Raw genomic sequence first — 15439 nt, 5'->3', positions numbered from 1 at the left:
ATCCGCTGGGTAGCGGGCTGTTGTCCGCCACCGTCGATCCGGCGGCGGCGTGTTGCCGCCGCGCATTGGCTGACAGCCGCGGCGGTCGTGGCGGCGCAGGTCGCGGGCTGCACGCCGGCCAGGGTGTTCGCGGAGGCCGACGACATCCAGGCCGTGTCCGTGGCGGTACCAGCGTTGATGGTGGAAAAGATCGAAGACCCTGGTGTTCCTGCGCGGCGGGCGGTGATGGACCTGCTGCGGGTAGCGGTCGCGGCCAGCACTGGCGAGATCGCCAATCTACCGGCGGTGGTGGCCGAGCGCGCCCGTTTCGAGGAGTTGGTACAGCGGCTTCCTGCCGATCAGCGGGCGGCGATGCTGGTGGCCGTGCCGGTGCGCGCCACGGTGCTTGATCCGCGCCGCCCGGCCCGTGACTTGCTGCAGCATCTGCTCGCCGGAATCGCGTCCTGCCATCTGCTGTACTCCGAGTACGCCAACGAAGAACTCGCCCGTGCGGGCCAAGATCCGGCGTTCGACGCCGACACCGCCGAGGAAGCTGAGCGGTGCAGGGAAATCACCACCGAGGAGTTCACCGACCTGGTACGCGAACAGCTACGCGCTGGCAGCCTCACCCGCGTTCGGCGCTGATCTGAAAGGCCTGATCCGTCATCGCCCGCGCCGCAGCCTTGCTCGAATGATCAGGCTGCACCTGGTTGCGGTGGCTAACGCTGATGACGATCAGGAGGTGCTCGTCAATCCAGGTGACCTCGGGGCTGGGCAGGCGGGCCAGGAACGTCGCGATGGACGCGCGCAACTCGTCCGGCGGGTAGAGGGAGAACGTCGAGTAGTGCCGCCCCTCGGCCTGGGCCCTAAGCCGCTCGACGGTGCTCGAGCGGGGATGCTTGAAGGTCTGTGTTGCGACCACCGTGAGCCCGGCGGTCCGCCGGACGGCGTCCCGGAACACGGCCCCGCTGTGCAGGCGCTGCTCGTGCTCGGTGAAGCCCGGGAAGTAGCGGCCCCACACCGTGCGCGCGTTCTGCTGCGGGGTGCGGGTATAGATGAACAGCTGGCCGTCGGGCTGCAGCACCCGGGCGACGGCGGTCAGGAAGCGACGGAGGTCGAAGTGGTGAACGCAGTTGAACGCGGTGACCAGGTCAAGGCTGGCGGCCCGCACCGGCAGCTCCTCGGCGGTTGACCGCAGCGGCACCATCCGAACGGCGTGGCCGTGGTCGCCGGCCTTGAGCTCTGCCAGCATCGCCGCCGAAACGTCGCCCGCGACGAGCAGCGAGCCGTCCGGCAGCAGCCCGCGCAGCAGCCGCGAGTACCGTCCCGTCCCACAGCCGATGTCGAGGCCGGTGACGGGGCGGTCCGCCAGGAACTGGCGGATCGCGCGCACCGGCGCCTCGTCGGTGGTGCGCAGCGAATCGTAATCGGCGGCTACCCGCTCGAAATGGTCGCGCACGGTCACGGCCGGCACCTCCCCACGCTGGTCTGTTGCCGATCATCATGCGCTCACCTTGCTCAAACCACCCCGTGTTCACCTGCACGATAGACCTATAGCGCGGCACGACCTGCGTTTCGGAGCGCACCGCCGCCCACCGCGAAGATGCAGCTGACTCTGCGTCTCGCAATCGTGTTCGACGAACTCGGCCGGGCAGTCTGAGACGCATGATCGATACGACTGACGGGCTCACCTGGCTACTCCCGCCGGAGGCACACAGCTGGCCGCGCTCCTGGAGGTTGGTCATCGCGAAGGCGGTCACCCCTCCGGTAGCCCAGAGCTGACCGCATTACCCGGCACGGGCCGTAGGCCGTTACTCGGCGCCAGCCGCATCCCACACAAAACCCGCCCCGGGAACGACTCCCTACCCCGTCGACGACCGGCACACCAGGACCGTTCTCGCGACAACCAAGGAGACGAGATACTGGCTGCAAGGCACCCACTTGCTGCGGTGCCCGGCGCACTAACATGCCGCGATGCGCTCGCGGCGGCTCACTGGTCGTTTGCCGCCGGTTGGGTGATGCCCTCGGCAGCCGGCAGAAGTTCCAGCGCGAGTCTTGCGCGGGCGTTCAGAACCCACCTTAGATCCTCTGCCTGCGCGGGAAACGAGTCCGGCCACGGACGGACGGATCTCACGGCCGGCACCTGGAGAGTGTTCGTCTCCGGGCTCCTCTGAGCGGTGTGGGGAGGAGCCCTCGGCGCGGTCGCCCTCGCCTATCGCCTGCGCCGCCGAGGGCGTTGCCCCTGCTGCGGCCTGGCGGTGTTCCGGTCACAGCGCGGCTCCAAGATCGGGTTTGGCAATGTAACTGACTTAGTTACAGTTGTTGCCGTGAGTGCCAACAGCAAGTTGACGATCGCCACCCACGCCCTCGCGTGGATGGCCCTCAACGAGCGCCTGGGCGGCAAGTTCGCAACATCGGACCAGATCGCGAACAGCGTGGCGACCAACCCGGTAGTGATCCGGCGGCTGATGAGCGAGATGGCCAAGGCCGGCCTGATCGAGACGCAGCGCGGCCCGAGCGCCGGATGGCGTCTGGCAAGGACCCCGGAGGACATCAGCCTGTGGGACATCAACGAGGCGCTCGGTCCGGAGGCGGCGTTCGCGCTGCACCGCAACGAACCCAGCGCCTCCTGCCCCATCGCCCGCGGCATCCGCCCAGCGCTCACACCCATCTATGCCCGAGTGGACGACGCGATCCGTCGCGAGCTGGCCGGCACTCGCCTCGCCGACGTCCTCCGGGACACGCTCACCGTCAGCGGCGCCTGACTCGGCGACACGACAAGGAGATATCGATGACCAACAACAGCAATTTCACATACGCCGTGCGCACCGCAACCCGGCAGGGCCTCACCAGGGATCTGCCCCACGGGCCGGAGGACCTGCAATGGGTGGTCAACAGCGCCACGCTGATCTACGGCGAACACGACGCGGCCCTGGTCGACACCTACACATCAATAGACCAGAACGCCGAACTGGTGGACTGGGTGAAGTCGTTCGACCGCAATTTGACGTACATCTTCATCACCCACGGCCACGGTGACCACTTCTTCGGGATCGGTCAACTCTTGGCGGCGTTCCCGGCCGCGAAGGCGATCGCCGCAGCGGGATCCGCGGCGAGAGCGCTCACCCAGGGTGAGCCCAAGTGGCGCGACGGGTTCTGGGGAAAGCTGTTCCCCGGCCAGATCCCGGAAATCGTCTACCCGGAGGCACTCGACGGCCACCAGTTCGAGCTCGAGGGCCACCAGCTGCAGGTGATCGAGACCGGGTTCACCGACACCGCCGACTCCACGTCGCTGTGGGTTCCCGACCTCCGCCTGGTCGTCGCCGGCGATGTCGCCTACAACGACACCCACCAGTACACGGCCGAAACGACGCGGGAGACTCGCGAACAGTGGGCGCAGACCGCCGAGCGGCTCGCCGGCCTCGACCCGGTCGCGGTCGTCGCGGGGCACAAGAAGCCCGACGCGGCCGACGACCCGAAGATCTTGGCTGAGACAGCCGCCTATCTGCGCAGCTTCACCGCGGTCGCGGACGACTCCCGGACCGCGCAGGACCTATACGACCGGATGCTCGCGCTTTACCCGCGCCGCGCCAACCCGGGCGCCCTGTGGGGCGGCGCCAAAGCCGCCAAACCGGCGTAGCGGCTCACGTCAGCGCCGAGGTCAGCCCAACCAAGCCCGCGTGCTCGGCGGCGACCTGCTCATCGGGCCGCAGCTCGGCTTACTCTCATGGCCGCGCTGAGGGTCACTATCGGGCGCGGTTCCAAAGCGGTGATACTGCCAGGGCGTCGAGAACGGCTCGTTCAAGGGCCACGGCCGCTGGGAGGTCTGCGGTAACGGCCCACCGGATGTGCAAGTCGGCCCGTCTCAGGGCGTCTTGAGCCCAAACCACTGTACGGCTCGGTTGGCGGCCAGGATCGCGTCGAGGTGGTCTTGGACGAATGTCGGATCGGCCAGCGCCCGATCCTTCAGTTCGGTGCGCAGCCGTCCAGCGCGCAGGACGTTCCCGGCGTACCAGATCAGGGTGGCAAGCCAAACGCACGCCGAGATGATCCACGGCGTGTCCGCCGGCCATCGGGGTATCCCGGTCGTCGCGTGCGCGGTGGACCAGCATTGCGCGAGGCCACAGAGGCCGAAGGGCATCCCGAACGCGTTCGGGGTGACCCGGTACGGAGGCTTGCCGGTTGCGGTCACGGCTTGGAGGGATGCCGGGGTGGCAGGGAGGCCCAGAGCAGCGCTGTGGCGTACGACCGCCGCGGTGACCATCTGGCCCCGAACTGGCGCGCCTGCTCCTCCGCCGGCACCCTGGGTTGCGGCCACCCCTGTTGTATCGCGTGGCGAATGCCGAGGTCGCCGGCCGGGAGGATGTCGGGCCGGCGCAGTTGGTGCAGCAGGAACATCTCGGCGGTCCACCGTCCCACGCCGCGTGCCGCCGTCAGCGCGGCGACGACCGCCTCGTCGTCGAGGGCGTCGAGGTTCTCGATGTCGAAGTGCCCCGAGACCTGGCGGCGGGCGACGTCGACCATGGCCGCCGACTTGGCGCCGGAAAGGCCCAGCGAGTGCAGCCGGTCCGGGCCGAGGCCGACGATGTCGGCGGCGGTCGGTTCGCCTCCCGCGGCGGCCACGAGCCGGTCGAACAGCACCACGGCGACCGCCTCGCCCGGGAAGATCGGGCGACGCCGCGCATCCGGATCTGCCGCCGAGCGTTCGCGACGGCGAGTGGCCGGGGGCGTCGGAGGCGCTTGGCCATCGGCCCGTTCGACTCGGGATGATCCAATGGTGTTCGTGACTCCGCATCGCTCGGTTGCCGTCGTCCTGCTTCTGGTCGCCTTCCTCGCGCTGGCCGGTTCCCGTGCCTTCCCCTTCATGGACGACATCCCCGGCGTCATGGAGACAGCCATCGTCCTCCTCGGAGCGGTAAGCGCCCTGGCCGGCGTCTACCTTTGGCTGCGCAAGTCGCCCGACTCCAAGGCGTAGGTCGGTCGGCGCTCGCACGGCGTTGCCTGCACCTTGCGGCGCACCGATCTGCCGCCGTTCGTGCGCTGTCGCACTCGCTTGGGTGATCGCTTCCGGGAGGGCTTTCATGGATGAGTCGGTGCATCTGCGCCCAACGGGGACGGACCACTCGCCGTTCGGATCTGAATCTCCCAACCGCTAATGCAGAACCGCGTCTCGAACCCCATGCCGAACAGAAAAGCGTGGCATGGTCAACCCGCCCGGATTCGCGTCCGGATGGATGTTCCTGGCCGGAAACCTCGCCGCTCGACCAGTTCGGGGCGGCCGAACCGCGGCCTTGTCGGTGTCGCTCACGAACGACCAAGTCGGTTGGCTCGAATACGGCGCGTAGGGTGACTCCCCCGATCAGTCGACCGGCAGGCGCAGGCCGCGGACCGGGGAGGCGAGCAGGGCCACGAGACCGATCGCGGCCGGGACGGCCAGCAGCAGGTAGGCGACTCGGACCCCGTACGCGCCGGCCGCCATGCCGCCGAGCAGCGCGCCGAAAGGCGTCCCGCCCCACGCCACCATCCGGCCGGTGGTGTTGACCCGGCCCTGGAGCTCGTCCGGGATCAGGAGCTGCCGCACGGTGATGCCGTTCGCGTTGACCGCCAGCCGCGCCACCGACCAGACCGTCCAGGCCGCCAGCGCCCCGATGAACGTGGCGGTCCCGGCTAGCCAGGCGATGGCCAGCACGAAGACCGCGAAGCTGCCGATCGACACGGCGCCCTGGCCGAAGCGGCGGGCGGCCCGGGGCAGGGCCAGCGCTGCGATCAGCGAGCCCACCGCGCCGGCGGCGTAGAGCAGACCGGTCCGCCGGTCTGCCGGGTCTATCCCGAGCGCCCGGTCGGCGTGCACCACGAGCAGGCCGAGTACACCGCCGACGGCCAGGTTGAGGCCGAACCCGGCGAGCACCAGCGTCCGCACGACCGGCATGCCCCACAGGAACCGCCACCCCTCGGCGATCTCGGCCCACAGCCGCCGGCGGTTGCCCGGTGCCGCGGTGGCCAGGTCGGTCCGCAAGCCGGCCAGCAACGCCGCCGAGACCAGGTAGGTGGAGGCGTCAACGGCTAGGACGGTAGTCGGGCCGGCCGCCGCGGCGAGCAGGCCGGCGGCGGCCGGTGCGGCGATGCCCAGAATCACCTCGGTCGTCCAGACGATGCTGTTGGCCCGGGTCACCCCGGACTTGCCGACGATCCGGAAGAACGCGCCCCAGGCCGCCGAGTCGAACCAGCAGAAGCCGCAGCCGACTCCGGCGGCGACTGCCAGCACGTGCCACACGGTGAGCACGCCGAGCAGGTCGGCGACCGGCACGCTGGCCAGCATCAGCGCGCAGGCCAGGTCGGCGCCGACCATCATGCGCCGGCGGTTGAGCCGGTCCGCCGCCGCTCCGGCGAACAGGCCGAACAGCAGGTAGGGCAGCGCCTCGAGGCCGACCACCGCGGCGGTGAGGGTCGGCGACGCGCTGGTCCGGTAGACGAGCAGGGGAAGGGCGACCGCGCTCGCGGCGGTGCCGGCCACCGAGATCGACCGGCTGGCGTACCAGCGGGTGAAGTCGGCGCCGAACAGCTGGCGCCGTTCGACGCCGACCGTGATCATCGGACCGAGAGAGCGGCCAGGTGCTGCTCCTCGAGGCCGGTCAGCCTGAGGTCGAGGCCGTCGTGACCGGGGTGGAAGCAGGAGTTGACGTCGCCGTCGTCCGGGTGGAAGCACGAGTTGACGTTGGGGTCGCGGTGGCGCAGCTCCTGCGTGTCGTCGTCCGGGTGGAAGCAGGCGTTGACGTTGGGGTCACGGTGGCGCATCTCGTCCGGGGCGTCCACCGGGCGGAAGCACGGCGAGACGCTGCTTGCCCCCGAGGCCTTCACTGCGAGGTTTCGCATGTCTTTTCCTCTCCTGTGTTCTGGTCAAGCCCTCGCCACCGGCGACGGCCACAGGTGCCAGCCGCGCCCGGTCGGCAGAACCGGGTCGCCGTGCCGCACCGTGCTGAAGCGCTCCAGGCCGGGAGCGATGGTGGTGGTCACGGCGATCAAGACCCGGCCGGCGCGATCTCGCCGACGTGGTGCGCCAGACCGTGTGCGGCGAGTGCGCCGCTCACCTGCGCGAGGCCGTGTGCAACCGAGTCGGTGCCGGGGTCGGCTCGCAGCGACACCGAACGGATCCGCAGCTCATCGAGCGGCAGCCGCACGCACCGCGCCAGCGCCGGCCACCCGGCCAGCCTGGCGGCGGCGCCCGCCACGCGCTCCGGCGACTGCGCGCAGGATTGGATCACCTCGTCCAGCGCCCGCGCGGCGGCATCGCTCGCCCAGGCCGACGAGCCCGCGCCCACCCGGGGCACGTCGCCGGCGGCGACCGCGAGGTAGACGGGCACGTCGAGGTCGGTCGTGACGTCCAGCAGGCGGACCGGCCCGCCGGTCGCCCGCTCGGCCGCGGCATGCCGTTCGGCCAGGCCTTCCGGCAGCGCGGACGGCGGCACCTCGGCGGCGTCGGGCCGGACCGCGACATACCAGCGCAGCAGTGCATGGCTGACACCGTCGTGCTCGAACAGCTCGCAGAGCCCGTGATAGGTGGCCTCGGCGACGGTGGCGCCCGCCGCGGTGCCCAGGCTGGAGGAGTAGCGCAGCAGGCCGCGGTAGGGGCGAACGTCGTCGCCGGCGACCGGCGACCGGAAGTAGCGCGGGTCCAGGAGGAACACCGGGTAGCACACGCCGCCCGTCAACGTCGCGCACGCGGCTACCGCGGACGGGAACTCCGCAGCCCAGCGCTGCACGACCTGGTCGGCGGAAAGTGCGGGCTGCGCGGCAACCTCGCACGCCGGCCGCAGGATCGGGCCGTCGGGCTGCCAGCGGCGGTTCTCGGCGGCCGACATCAGGTAGCGCTCGAGGGCCTCGAACCAGGCGCTCGCCACGGCCTGGTCGCCGGAACCCTTGCCCCAGCCGACCGACACGTGCCGGCCCCGCCGGGCGAGCTCGACCTCGGTGGTGGACGCGTGCCGCGGCCCGACCGACCGCACCCGGGCGGTCAGACCCAGGCGGGCAACTTCCGCGATCGCGGTGTCGACGGCGCGCAGCGGCGACACGGAGCGGAACGGCAAGCGGTCCTCCCGTTCGGGACGGCAGCAAGGCCGGGGAACTCTCCCAGCGCCGGGTCCACAGTGTCAAGGTCCGATCAGCCGCCGTTGGCGGAGAAGTGCATGTAGTCCTCCAGGGAGTGGTAGTCGCCGCACCATTTCCAGCCGATGCCGGCGAACGCCTTCACCACGGGCCGCTCGGGAAGATCATGCTGGGCTGGACGTTGCCGCGATCGAGGTAGGACGTGGCCAGTTCCGGGAGCACGACCCTCCCCTTGTGTTACGGGTTCCGGAATGGGTTGACGTCCACCGCCAGCCCGCAGGCGTGCTGCGACCAGGCCTTCTGACCCCGTACCGGGCAGCAGGCGAAGTCGGCGGTGGTGTTGCCGTCCCCGGTCGGTGGCGCGTTGAGCGAAGCGGTCCCCGCCAACGCCGCCGGAGTCGAGGCCCGCCCGAAGAATTTGGTGTGCCGATCCGATGTGCCATCGGCATCCGCCGCGAATTCAGCTGGGCGTTTGGCGGCCGACCAGCAGCAGTGACTTTCCGACCGTAGAGCGAGCGGCCAATGCGCGGTGGGCGGCAGCGGCCCGTTCCAGTGGGTAGGTAGCGCCGATCGTCGGGTGCAGGCGTCCCTCCGCGGCCCGTTTCAGTGCCAGGTCCAACAGTTCGCGTACGGTCTCCTGGTCCGGTGGGCCGTCCAGGAGCGGTGCGAACACCCGTATGCCGCGGCGGGTGGCCAACTCGGAGTCCGGGGCAGCGAAGCCATCGGAAGTGCCGTAGGTGACGAACCGGCCGTCCTTGGCCACCGCGTCCAAGGTAAGCGTGCCGAGTGGACCACCCGCCCCGTCGTAGACCAACGCGGCCCCGCCACCGGTCGCCTCGCGCACTCGGCCGACCCAGTCCGGCTGCGTGTAGTCGATGGCGACCTCCGCGCCCAACCGGCGGGCCAGTGACAGTTTGACGTTGCTGGACGCGGCGGCCGCTACCCGCGCTCCGGCATCGACAGCTAGCTGCACCAGCAGTGATCCGGCTCCCCCGGCAGCCGCCGAAACCAGCACCCATTCCCCCTTCTCCGGCTTGCCCAGCCGGTCCAGGCTGAGCGCGGTCACGCCGTCATGCACCAGCGCCGCGGCCGCCTCGATAGCTAGGCCATCGGGCACCGGCGTGATCTCCTCGACGTCAGCGAGGACGCGTTCGGCGTAACCGGTGCTGGTCCGTACGACCACCTGCTGACCGATCCATGTCGGGTCCACCCCGTCGCCGGTCTCCACCACCGCGCCCGCTCCGCCACCACCGGGCACGTAGGGCAACGTCCGTGGGAAGAAGTCCTGCCCCCAGCCGCTGCGCAGCAGGGTGTCGAGGAAAATAACGTCCGCTGCGGCCATGCCTACGACAACCTGGCCGGGTCCGGGCACCGGGTCGGGCAGTTCTGCGGGCGACAGCACCTCCGGACCGCCGAACGCAGCCACCTGGATTGCGCGCATGGGTAGCACCCCTCACGTGAGACAGCATCCCGGCCAGTGTTCAAGCTGAACCTTGGTTGAGGTCAAGATGCGAACTCGGGTAAACCCAACGTCACCACCGCCGATAGCCGGTCTTCCCCTTTTGACCGCCCGTACGTGCATGCTGTCGATGCTGGCGCGCGACCAGTCGATCTGCCCGGCCGCCCCGAGGACCTCGAATACGCCCCCCGTGCACAGCGGTCATCACCCCGGCCTCAACCCACTGAGCGAACCGGCGGTGCGTGGTACGCCAGTGCACCGGGAACGAGGCGGGTAGCTTGCGCCACGAGCAGCCGGACTCCAGCACGGGCGGTGAAGCGGTGAGTTAGCCAGCCTGGCCGGATCGGTCGCCCGTCGGGCCAGGCGAACACGAAGCCGGTGTCCCCGGCGGCTGTTCCGTGATCGTCGTACATGCGCTGTTGCCGCCGCCGGTGATCGGCGAGGACCGTGACGGTCGCGGGGTCGAGGGTGATCGTTCGGTTGCCGGCGGCGGTTTTGGGTTCGGATTCGGCGACGACGCCGGGCAACTCGACCAGGGCTCGGGTCACGGTGAGGGTGGCGTTGGCCAGGTCGACGTCGACCCAGCGCAGTCCGACGAGCTCCCCGCGGCGTAGCCCGCGCAGGCCGGCCAGCCACCACAGGCCGTACAACTCGTCGTCGGCGACCGCGGTCAGGAATGTGGCCAGTTGCTGGGGTGTCCAGACCGCGATCTTCGGTCGGGTGCCGTCACGGCGCCTGGCCGCAACCCGCGGCTGGCACGATTCCTCGCGCTCGAACTACTACACGATCGTCGTTCACGTTCGCCGCCCGCTGCACCTGGCGAGCATTTGAAGCGCCGGCCCGATCGCCGAACTGCCGGCGCCGACAGGCACGACGCCGAGCGACTCGAGCATTCACGGTTCCTCGCTGCGGGTACGTCAGTCTTCCTCTTCGTCTGACCGGGTATTCGGCCGGTATTCGGGCGCAACACCTCGCGCTCCAGACATGCCCTGATCGAGCCGTGATCACAATCCCCGGCTGGAGTGCTAGGAGCCCGGGGCCGTTCGGCATTCGAGCTGGTCAACACATCGGCGGCGGCGAAGGGCCGAATGACGGCTCGGAATGTTCGGCCGTCGTATTGATCATGATCGGGCCCGTAGCTACTTTCGCGATGGAGGCGGTCCCTGACGCCGTCGAGGGGGTGACCAGGTGCGTGCGGTCCGCTGTCTCCCCGCGGCCGGCCGGATGCCGAGCCGACGGCGGAACAGGCAGGCCCGTTCAGGAAGGTGCGCTTCTCGTGAGCCGTACACCGCAGGCAGACCGGAGCTCGTTGAGGCGAGTGGCGATTGCCGGATTCATCGGCACGACGATCGAGTACTACGACTTCTTCATCTACGGCACGGCCGCCGCGCTGGTCTTCTCCCACATCTTCTTTCCGGCTCTCGGGGAAGTCACGGGCACCGTGGCATCCTTCGCCACGTCCGCCGTCGCCTTTGTCGCCCGGCCGCTGGGTGCGGTTGTCTTCGGGCATTACGGCGATCGATGGGGACGCAAGGGCACCCTCGTCACCACGCTGCTGATGATGGGCCTGTCCACAGTCGCGATCGGGTTGCTTCCGTCCGCGGCCGCGATCGGCGCCGCTGCCCCGGTCGCCCTGGTGGTCCTGCGCTTTCTGCAGGGCCTCGCCCTCGGCGGTGAGTGGGCAGGTGCCAACCTGCTGACAGCGGAGTACGCCCCGAACGGCCGCCGGGGGCGCTACGCCGTCTTCCCGCAGTGGGGCGGCGCGATCGGCTTCGGCCTGTCCAGCGCGACATTCCTGGCCACCGACGCCGTCATCCACAACAGCGACGAGGCCTTCCTCTCGTACGGCTGGCGCATTCCCTTCATCGCGAGCGCGCTCCTCGTGCTGCTAGGCCTATGGGCGCGGGGCACCATCGCGGAGACTCCGGTCTTCCGCGCGGCGGACACCACCCCTCGTACGTCGCCGTTCGCCGGTGTCGTTCGCGAGCAGTGGCGTGAGGTGCTGCTCTGCGGTGGGCTGACCGGTGTCGTGTTCGCGCTTTTCTACATCGGCTCCACCTACTTGACGGCCTACGGCACCGCGACCCTGGGGATCGAACGGCGGACCGTTCTCGCACTCGGGATCGTCGCCGCTGCCGTGGTGGCAATCTTCGTCCTCCTGGGCGCCAGGCTCTCCGACCGGTACGGCCGGCGCACGATCATCATCGCGACCGGTGGTCTCGCGTTCGTCTGGTCGCTGACTCTCTTCCCCTTGCTCACCACCGGAAGTCCGCTCGCGTTCGGGCTGGGGCTCGCCGGCGCGTTCGCCCTCAACGGCCTGGCATTCGGGCCGGTCGGCGCCTTCCTTCCCGAGCTGTTCGCCACGCGCTATCGCTACACGGGAGCGGGAGTCGGGTTCAATCTCGGTGGCATCATCGGCGGCGCCGTGCCCCTCTGCTCGCCCCGGTGCTGACGGACTCGTTCGGTGCCATGGCCGTCGGCGCCATGATGGCGGTGTTGGCGATCCTCAGCGTCTCGTGTGCCTGGGCGCTCACCGAGACATCACATCGGCGCAGCCTGCACGACCAGCATTCTCCTCGCCCGCGGCGGGCAAGCGAGCAGCCCGTACCGTAACCCCCTGCCGCCCCGCCGATGCCGATGCGGCGGGACGGCCGAGATCGATGACTCAGACGGTGACGTCGGTGGCCGCGCCGATCGTGAGCCACCGGACGCTGCCTCTGATGTCGTCGGCAGCGCCGGCGAACTCGCGTTCGATCTCCTCCCGGGGTTGCTGGAAGTGTCTCCACCCTTCGTAGTGGACGGGAATGGTGGTGTGTGGCCGGATCGCTTGGCAGATCCGGACCGCATGGCGGCCGGTCATCGTGTAGCGGATGGGTCCGGTGATCGGGAATCGGACGCCGCCGAGATGGAGCATGGCGGTGCCGATGCGGAGCCGCTCGGCAATGGTGCGGATGCCGTGGTACAGGACCGTGTCGCCGGAGATCCACAGCTGGCCGTGGTGCTGGCCGTCCCACCGCAGCGCGAAGCCGATGACGTCGCCGACGATCGGCTGGCTCAGGGGCGGGCCGTGCCGGGCCGGCGTCGCGGTGACCTCGATCGTGGGCCGGCCCTTGTGGCTGAGGACGGTGGTGGCCCACGGTTCGAGTCCTCGTGCGGCGCCGCCGAGCCGCCGGGCGCCGGCCGTGGTGGTGAGCACCCTCCGGGCGCTGGGCAGCAGCGTACGGCCGAGGTCGTCGAGGTTGTCACCGTGGTGGTCGTGGGTGAGCAGCACGGCGTCGATCGGGCCGAGCGCCGCCGGCGGCACCGCCGGGCCGGTCACCTTCTTCGACGAGGTGCCCCAGCCGAAGTCGTACCGGCGGCCGGGCGGGTCGAACGTCGGGTCGGTCAGCAGCCGCCATCCGCCGATCTCGAGCAGTGTGGTGGGTCCGCCGATGTGCGTGATGCGGACCTGCGGCGCCGGGCTCATCGGGCGTGGCGCAGGGCCCAGTCGAGGGCGTGGTCGGCGATCTCCTCCCAGCCCTTCTGGGCGGGGAGCAGGTGTGCGTAGCCCTCGTACTCGATGTGCTCGGTGATGGTGTTCGATTTGTAGTGGCCGGCGTTGGAGCGCTGTACCGACGGGGGCATGATGTGGTCCTCGCTGCCGGAGATGAACAGCAGCGGCGCCCGGTTGTCGTTGTGGTAGTCGACCCAGGTGTCCTGGTGGCCGGGCTGGAAGTTGGCGAGCACGCTGCCCCACAGGATCCCGCCGTTGGCGGGGATGTGGTAACGCTCGTACAGCGCCTTTGATTCCTCGTCGCTGAAGGTGTTGGTGAAGGCGTACTTCCACTCGTCCAGGCTCAGGCCGACCGCCTTGTGCCGGTTGGCCGGTGACTTGAGGACCGGGAGCGTCGACTTGACCTGGGAAAGCGGCACGACGCGGACGCCTTCGGTGGGTGCCGAGTTCATGGCCACGCCGGCGGCGCCGTAGCCGTGGTCGAGCAGAACCTGGGTGAACGCGCCGCCGGCCGAGTGCCCGATGATGATCGGCGGTTCCGGTAGCGCCGCGATCTGAGCCTCGAACTTGGCGATGATGCCGGGAACGGTGACGGCGGTGATGATGTCCGGGTTGGCGTTGAGCGCCTCGACTTCGACCTCGAAGCCCGGATAGCCGGGGGCGAGGACGCGGAAGCCTTTCTTCTCGTAGTGGGTGATCCAGTGTTCCCAGCTGCGCGGGGTCACCCAGAAGCCGTGGACGAGGACGATGGTGTCGGGAGTTCCGGTCACGATCAGGCTCCGTACGTGTTGAGGAAGGCCAGCAGGTCGTCGCCGAGCCGCTGCTTGTGGGTGTCGGTGATGCCGTGCGGCGCTCCGGGGTAGACGATCAGCTCGGCGCCCTTGACCAGTGCGGCCGAGGCCTTGCCGCCGACCTCGAACGGCACGACCTGGTCGTCGTCGCCGTGGATCACCAGGGTCGGCACGTCGAACTTCGCGAGGTCGTCGCGGAAGTCGGTGGCCGAGAACGCCGCGATGCTCTCGTACGCGTTGCGGTGCCCGGCCGCCATGGACTGCAGCCAGAACGCGTCCCGGATGCCTTGCGAGACGTTCGCGCCGGGCCGGTTGTTGCCGAAGAACGGACCGTCCGCGAGGTCCTTGTAAAGCTGGGAGCGATCCGCTGCGGATCCGGCGCGGATGCCGTCGAACACCTCGACGGGTACGCCGTGCGGGTTGTCGTCGCGGCGCACCATCAGCGGCGGCACCGCCGAGACCAGCACCGCCTGGGCGACGCGGGCGGTGCCGTGCCGGCCGATGTAGCGGGTGATCTCGCCGCCGCCGGTGGAGAACCCGACCAGAGTGACCTCGAGCAGGTCCAGGTGCTCGATCAGGGCGGCCAGATCGTCGGCGTACGTGTCCATCTCGTTGCCGTGCCAGGTCTGCGTGGACCGGCCGTGCCCGCGCCGGTCGTGGGCGATCACCCGGTAGCCGTTGTTCGCCAGGAACAGCTGCTGGGCCTCCCAGCTGTCGGAGTTGAGGGGCCAGCCGTGGCTGAGGACAACCGGGCGGCCGGCGCCCCAGTCCTTGTAGAAGATCTGGGTGCCGTCGGTGGTGGTGACGAAGGACATGGTGGTTCCTTTCAGCTGGTGGTGCGGGCGGCGAGGGTGATGAGCTCGGCGGTGATCCGCGGCTGGGAGATCATCGCGACGTGCGAGGCATGGACCTCGACGCTGTGAGCGCCCGCCCGTTTCGCCATGAACCGCTGAGCCGCGGCCGGGATCAGGTTGTCGTCGCGTGCCACCAGATACCAGGACGGGATCTGCTTCCACGCGGGCGCGCCGGACTCCTGCTCGAGGGTGTGCGTGTCGCCAGGCCGCTGAGCGGCGGCCATGATGGCGGTCGTCGAGCGGGGCAGGTCGCCGGCGAAGATGTCTCGGAAGTACTCGGTCTTGACGTATCCGTCGAAGCTCGTTCCGCCGCCTGGCAGCGGGAAGGGCCGGACGTCCAGCTGCTCCAAGCCAAGCTTGGTGCCCGGGAATTTCGTCTGCAGACCAAGCACGGTGTCGCCCGCGTCCGGGGCGAACGCGGCGACGTACACCAGGGCCTTCACGTTCGGGTTGCCGGTCGCGGCATTCGTGATCACCACACCGCCGTACGAATGGCCGACGAGAACGATCGCGCCGGTGATGGTGCGCAGGACACTGTCCAGGTAGGCCGAGTCGGAAGCGACTCCGCGCAGTGGGTTGGCCGGAGCGAGCACCGGATAGCCGTCACCCGACAGCCGGTGGATCACCTCGTTCCAGCCGGACGCGTCGGCGAAGGCGCCGTGCACCAGGACGATCGTGGGTTTCGGACGACGCGGCGGCCCGGCCGTCGCGGGCGAAGCCGTCGTCGCGGCGAGTGCGCCTGCGGAGAGGGCTGCCGCTG

19 protein-coding genes are annotated in these 15439 nt (G+C 69.7%); 5 read left to right on the top strand and 14 right to left on the bottom strand.

The genetic code is table 11. The annotated features are described in order from the left end of the window. The first annotated feature begins 87 nt into the window (after window positions 1-87). A complete protein-coding gene (locus ACIA5D_RS13520) occupies window positions 88-624 on the top strand; it encodes a hypothetical protein (protein ID WP_396030168.1) in 537 nt (178 codons plus the stop codon). On the opposite strand, the gene ACIA5D_RS13515 is transcribed toward ACIA5D_RS13520, so the two are convergent. Then, window positions 605-1444 (bottom strand): class I SAM-dependent methyltransferase, encoded by an 840-nt coding sequence (locus ACIA5D_RS13515; RefSeq protein WP_396030167.1) that lies wholly within the window; start codon window positions 1442-1444, stop codon window positions 605-607. The two genes, ACIA5D_RS13520 and ACIA5D_RS13515, sit on opposite strands and share 20 nt — an antisense overlap. 862 nt (window positions 1445-2306) lie before the next feature. Here ACIA5D_RS13515 and ACIA5D_RS13510 point away from each other — a divergent pair. Both ACIA5D_RS13510 and ACIA5D_RS13505 read left to right on the top strand, forming a co-directional pair. Next, window positions 2307-2744 carry an Rrf2 family transcriptional regulator gene (locus tag ACIA5D_RS13510; protein ID WP_396030166.1) on the top strand — a complete coding sequence of 146 codons (438 nt, stop codon included), beginning with the start codon at window positions 2307-2309 and terminating at the stop codon, window positions 2742-2744. Between the two features lie 26 nt (window positions 2745-2770). Beyond that, complete coding sequence (locus tag ACIA5D_RS13505) at window positions 2771-3619, top strand: MBL fold metallo-hydrolase (RefSeq protein ID WP_396030165.1); 849 nt, start codon at window positions 2771-2773, stop codon at window positions 3617-3619. Between the two features lie 225 nt (window positions 3620-3844). On the opposite strand, the gene ACIA5D_RS13500 is transcribed toward ACIA5D_RS13505, so the two are convergent. Both ACIA5D_RS13500 and ACIA5D_RS13495 read right to left on the bottom strand, forming a co-directional pair. After that, window positions 3845-4171, bottom strand: coding sequence for a hypothetical protein (locus ACIA5D_RS13500; protein ID WP_396030164.1), 327 nt, complete (start codon window positions 4169-4171; stop codon window positions 3845-3847). After that, complete coding sequence (locus ACIA5D_RS13495; RefSeq protein WP_396030163.1) at window positions 4168-4623, bottom strand: DNA-3-methyladenine glycosylase family protein; 456 nt, start codon at window positions 4621-4623, stop codon at window positions 4168-4170. The genes ACIA5D_RS13500 and ACIA5D_RS13495 overlap by 4 nt, the downstream gene beginning before the upstream one ends. 130 nt (window positions 4624-4753) lie before the next feature. Between ACIA5D_RS13495 and ACIA5D_RS13490 the strand changes: the two genes are divergently transcribed. Then, window positions 4754-4954: a hypothetical protein gene (locus ACIA5D_RS13490; RefSeq protein ID WP_396030162.1), complete on the top strand. Its 201-nt coding sequence runs from the start codon at window positions 4754-4756 to the stop codon at window positions 4952-4954. A 384-nt stretch (window positions 4955-5338) separates the two neighbouring features. Here ACIA5D_RS13490 and ACIA5D_RS13485 read toward each other — a convergent pair whose 3' ends face one another. From ACIA5D_RS13485 to ACIA5D_RS13455, 7 genes are all read right to left on the bottom strand, one after another. Then, a complete protein-coding gene (locus ACIA5D_RS13485) occupies window positions 5339-6571 on the bottom strand; it encodes an MFS transporter (protein ID WP_396030161.1) in 1233 nt (410 codons plus the stop codon). Beyond that, a complete protein-coding gene (locus ACIA5D_RS13480; protein WP_396030160.1) occupies window positions 6568-6852 on the bottom strand; it encodes a hypothetical protein in 285 nt (94 codons plus the stop codon). Before ACIA5D_RS13480 ends, ACIA5D_RS13485 begins: the two co-directional genes overlap by 4 nt. A gap of 146 nt (window positions 6853-6998) precedes the next feature. Further along, entirely contained in the window at window positions 6999-8063 is a 1065-nt protein-coding gene (locus ACIA5D_RS13475; RefSeq protein ID WP_396030159.1) for a YcaO-like family protein, read from the bottom strand. Window positions 8064-8137: 74 nt separating this feature from the next. Continuing rightward, complete coding sequence (locus ACIA5D_RS13470; RefSeq protein WP_396030158.1) at window positions 8138-8230, bottom strand: M15 family metallopeptidase; 93 nt, start codon at window positions 8228-8230, stop codon at window positions 8138-8140. A 312-nt stretch (window positions 8231-8542) separates the two neighbouring features. After that, complete coding sequence (locus ACIA5D_RS13465; RefSeq protein WP_396030157.1) at window positions 8543-9523, bottom strand: zinc-binding dehydrogenase; 981 nt, start codon at window positions 9521-9523, stop codon at window positions 8543-8545. A gap of 91 nt (window positions 9524-9614) precedes the next feature. After that, window positions 9615-9800 (bottom strand): hypothetical protein, encoded by a 186-nt coding sequence (locus tag ACIA5D_RS13460; protein ID WP_396030156.1) that lies wholly within the window; start codon window positions 9798-9800, stop codon window positions 9615-9617. After that, window positions 9757-10191, bottom strand: coding sequence for a hypothetical protein (locus tag ACIA5D_RS13455; protein ID WP_396030155.1), 435 nt, complete (start codon window positions 10189-10191; stop codon window positions 9757-9759). Before ACIA5D_RS13455 ends, ACIA5D_RS13460 begins: the two co-directional genes overlap by 44 nt. Window positions 10192-10859: 668 nt before the next feature. Here ACIA5D_RS13455 and ACIA5D_RS13450 point away from each other — a divergent pair. Beyond that, on the top strand, window positions 10860-11993 hold the full coding sequence (locus tag ACIA5D_RS13450) for an MFS transporter (RefSeq protein ID WP_396030154.1): 1134 nt from the start codon (window positions 10860-10862) through the stop codon (window positions 11991-11993). 213 nt (window positions 11994-12206) lie between these two features. Here the strand turns inward: ACIA5D_RS13450 and ACIA5D_RS13445 are convergent, their stop codons facing one another. From ACIA5D_RS13445 to ACIA5D_RS13430, 4 genes are read right to left on the bottom strand one after another with little or no spacing between them, the layout of a single operon-like run. Further along, complete coding sequence (locus tag ACIA5D_RS13445; protein WP_396030153.1) at window positions 12207-13007, bottom strand: MBL fold metallo-hydrolase; 801 nt, start codon at window positions 13005-13007, stop codon at window positions 12207-12209. After that, window positions 13004-13804, bottom strand: a complete 801-nt coding sequence (locus ACIA5D_RS13440; RefSeq protein ID WP_396030152.1) for an alpha/beta hydrolase — start codon at window positions 13802-13804, stop codon at window positions 13004-13006. Before ACIA5D_RS13440 ends, ACIA5D_RS13445 begins: the two co-directional genes overlap by 4 nt. Window positions 13805-13806: 2 nt before the next feature. Next, window positions 13807-14640 carry an alpha/beta fold hydrolase gene (locus ACIA5D_RS13435; protein ID WP_396030151.1) on the bottom strand — a complete coding sequence of 278 codons (834 nt, stop codon included), beginning with the start codon at window positions 14638-14640 and terminating at the stop codon, window positions 13807-13809. Between the two features lie 11 nt (window positions 14641-14651). After that, on the bottom strand, window positions 14652-15344 hold the full coding sequence (locus tag ACIA5D_RS13430) for an alpha/beta fold hydrolase (RefSeq protein ID WP_396030150.1): 693 nt from the start codon (window positions 15342-15344) through the stop codon (window positions 14652-14654). Window positions 15345-15439 lie beyond the last annotated feature (95 nt).

The sequence above is a fragment of the Actinoplanes sp. NPDC051513 genome (assembly GCF_044454685.1).
Classification (GTDB): domain Bacteria; phylum Actinomycetota; class Actinomycetes; order Mycobacteriales; family Micromonosporaceae; genus Actinoplanes.
Note: the sequence above shows the minus strand (reverse complement) of the source record. Positions and strands in the feature narration are given on the sequence as shown.